The organism is Actinomycetota bacterium, assembly GCA_005774595.1.
Lineage (GTDB): Bacteria > Actinomycetota > Coriobacteriia > Anaerosomatales > D1FN1-002 > D1FN1-002.
Genome location: VAUM01000207.1, coordinates 1 through 3527 on the forward strand (window position 1 = coordinate 1; position 3527 = coordinate 3527).

The following is a 3527-nucleotide window of genomic DNA, read 5'->3' on the forward strand; positions in this document are numbered from 1 at the left end:
CCCGGACTTCGGCTTCCCCGACACCGGGCGCGAGGCCGAGCACCTGGGCGGAGGTGAGTGAGCCTGTGGGCAAGCGCCTGTCGATCGATCCCATCACGCGGCTCGAGGGCCACGGCCGCATCGACCTGTACCTGGATGACGCCGGCGCCGTCGAGCGCGCGCACCTCGTCATCCCCGAGCTGCGCGGCTTCGAGAAGTTCCTCGAGGGCCGCCCGGTCGAGGAGTTGCCGCTGATCACGCCGCGCATCTGCGGCGTCTGCCCCGAGGCCCACCACGCCGCCGCGGCCAAGGCGTGCGACGCCGTCTACGGCGTGCAGATCCCGCCGGCGGCCGAGCTCATCCGCCGGCTCCAGTACAACGCGTTCACCGCCGGCGACCACGCCACGCACTTCTTCGCGCTCGGCGGCCCCGACTTCGTCGTCGGACCCGACGCCGACCCGGCCGAGCGCAACGTCATCGGCGTCATCAAGCGCGTCGGCGTCGAGGTCGGCGGGCTCGTCATCAGGATGCGCAAGGAGGCGCACGAGGTCGCGCGCATCCTCGGCGGGCGGACCGTGCACGCGGTCGGCATGATCCCGGGCGGCCAGTCCAAGGCGGTCTCGGCCGAGGAGGCCGCGCGCATCCGTGAGATCGGCGCGTTCATGGTCGAGTTCGCGCGGCTCGCCCAGAAGGTCTTCGACCGCATCCTCGCGAACGACGGGATGCGCTCGCTCATCCTGTCCGAGGCGTACACCTCGCGCACGGCGTACCTCGGCCTGCTGAACGACGACGGCCAGCCCGACCCATACGACGGCCGCGTCCGCGTGGTCGGGCCCGACGGCGCCGAGCTGGCCTGGTACGACCCGGCCGACTACCTCGACCACTGGTCCGAGCACGTCGAGCCGTGGAGCTACCTCAAGTTCCCGTACCTGAAGCAGCTCGGCTGGCAGGGGCTGACCGACGAGACCTCCGGCGCGGTGGTTCGCACCGGCCCGCTCGGGACGATCAATGCAGCGAAGGGCATGCAGACCCCGCGCGCGCAGGAGGCGTACGAGCGCTTCTTCGCCACGCTCGGCGACGGCCCGGTGCACCAGACCTTCGCCTACCACTGGGCGCGGCTCATCGAGATGATGCAGGCCGCCGAGCTCGTCGTGCGCTACGCGGCTGACCCGCTGCTCATCGACCCGGACGTGCGGACGGTCCCGACTCAGACGCCGCGCGAGGGCGTGGGCACCGTCGAGGCGCCGCGCGGGCTGCTCACGCACCACTACGTCACCGACGAGAACGGCATCGTCCAGCGCGTGAACCTCATCGTCGGCACGACGTACAACTACCCTGCGATCCAGCTCTCGGTCGCCAAGGCCGCCGCGGCGCTCGTCAAGCCCGGCGCCGAGCTGACCGAGGGCGTGATGAACCGCATCGAGATGGCGTTCCGCGCCTACGACCCGTGCTTCGGCTGCGCCACGCACTCGCTGCCGGGCGCGGGCCCGCTCGAGGTCCGCGCGTTCGGTGCGGACGGCGCGCTCGCAGCGTCGGTCCGCAGGCTGGCCGACGGCTCGCTCGAGCACTTCGACGCGCGCAGCGGGGAGGTGACGAGGTGACCGAGGAGCCCCGGGCGCTCGTCTTCCTGTGCGAGTGCGGCCCGATCATCCGCGACCTCGTCGACCTCGACGCGCTCGCCGCGGCCGCGGCCGACATGCCCGGAGTCGCGGCGGTCGAACGGTACGGCACGCTGTGCTCGCCGGAAGGGCGCGTCTGGCTCGCCGAGCGCCTCGCCAAGGACCCGGACCTGCGTCCCGTCTTCGCCGCCTGCACTCCGCGCGAGCATGCCGAGACGCTCGCGAAGGCGTGCGAGGACGCGGGCGTCAACCCGTACCTCGCCGCGCGCGCGAACATCCGGGAACAGTGCGCGTGGGTCACGCCCGATCGCGAGCAGGCGACGACCAAGGCGAAGCACCTGGTGGCGGCCGCCGTGGCCCGCGCGCTGGAGAACGAGGGCCTGACCGCGCCGGAGGTCGAGTGCCTCGGCAGCGCGGTCGTGATCGGCGCCGGCGTCGCGGGGATGACGGCGGCAAGGCTGCTCGCCGACGCCGGGCGGCAGGTGACGCTCGTCGAGCGCGACCACGCCGTCGGCGGCACGACGGTGCTGATCGGCGAACTCTTCCCGGACATGGACTGTGCGCCGTGCCTGCTCGAGCCGCTCGTCGATGAGGTGCTGCACCACGAGAACGTCGAGGTGCTCACCGGCGCCGAGGTCGTGGAGCTCGTCGGGTACCTCGGCAACTTCACCGCGCGCATCCGCGTGCGCCCGCGCCACGTTGACCCGGAGGCGTGCTACGCGTGTCACACCTGCACGGAGGCCTGCCCGGCCTCGGCGCCCGACGCGCGTGAGGGCGGCATGGTCGAGCGCAAGGCGATCGGGGTGCCGTATCCGGGCGCGCTGCCGAACGCCTCGGCGCTCGACGAGTCGGCCTGTATCCGCTTCAACGGCGGCGACTGCGAGCTGTGCCAGGGCGCCTGCCCGTTCGGCGCCATCGACCTGGCCCAGGAGGCCAGCGAGGTCGAGCGGGCCGCCGGAGCGGTCATCATCGCCACCGGGGCGGAACTCACGGTCGCGGCGGGAGGCGCGTTCGACGCGCCGGCCGTTCTGACGACCTACGAGTTCGAGCGGCTGCTCAACCCCGACGGTCCCACCGGCGGCGAGGCGCACCTGCCCGGGGCCGCCGTGCCGCAGACGATCGCGTTCGTGCGCTGCTGCGCGTCCGACGGCACCGCGCCGGCGGTCGCCTGTTCGCGCACGTGCTGCCAGACGCTCGCCAAGCAGGCGCACGAGTTCGGCTCCAAGCATCCGGACGCCCGCATGGTGGAGTTCACCTTCGACGAGGTCCTCGGCGGCGATTCGGTCCGCTCGCTGACGCTCGACGCCAAGCGGCCCGCGAACCTCGAGACGATCGCCCTGGGCCCCGGTGACGCGCTGCGCATCGAGCCGGGCGCGTCCGGCGCCGACGTCGTGTGGACCGCGGGCGGCGCCGAGCAACGCCTGCACGCGGACCTCGTGGTGGGCGCGCCGCCGCAGGCCGGCACCGCGGGCGCCGAGACACTCGCGGCGATCCTCGGCGTGCCGGTCGACGGGGCCGGCTTCGTCCTGCCCGAGAACCGCCGGCTCGACGCGTTCCGCACGCGCGTGGGCGGCATCCTCGTCGCGGGCTCCGCGGCCGCGCCTTCGGACGTGACCTCGGCGACCACTCACGGGGCCGCCGCCGCGGGCGCGGTGCTCTCGACGCTTGTCGAGGGACGGATGCTCGTGCGCGAGGCGACCGTCGCGGTCGTGGACGAGGACCTGTGCGGCGGGTGTGCGCTGTGCGTGCTCTCCTGCCCGTACAAGGCGGTCTCGTTCGACGCCGAGAAGCGGCGCGCCGTGGTCAACGAACTGCTGTGTCACGGGTGCGGCACGTGCGTCGCGATGTGCCCGTCCGCGGCGATCACCGCGAAGGGTTTCACCGACGAGCAGTTGACGGCAGAGGTCCGGGGTCTGCACGATGCAGGTT

Annotated in this window: 2 protein-coding genes; both read left to right on the plus strand. The window is 73.1% G+C overall.

What is annotated here, in order from left to right; genetic code table 11:
- The first annotated feature begins 65 nt into the window (after positions 1-65).
- The gene (locus tag FDZ70_07945; GenBank protein ID TLM73024.1) at positions 66-1580 is read left to right on the plus strand and encodes a Ni/Fe hydrogenase subunit alpha; all 1515 of its coding nucleotides are present in this window, start codon (positions 66-68) and stop codon (positions 1578-1580) included.
- The coding region (locus tag FDZ70_07950; GenBank protein TLM73025.1) for a CoB--CoM heterodisulfide reductase iron-sulfur subunit A family protein at positions 1577-3527 on the plus strand (1951 nt) is incomplete at its 3' end. The genes FDZ70_07945 and FDZ70_07950, both read left to right, overlap by 4 nt.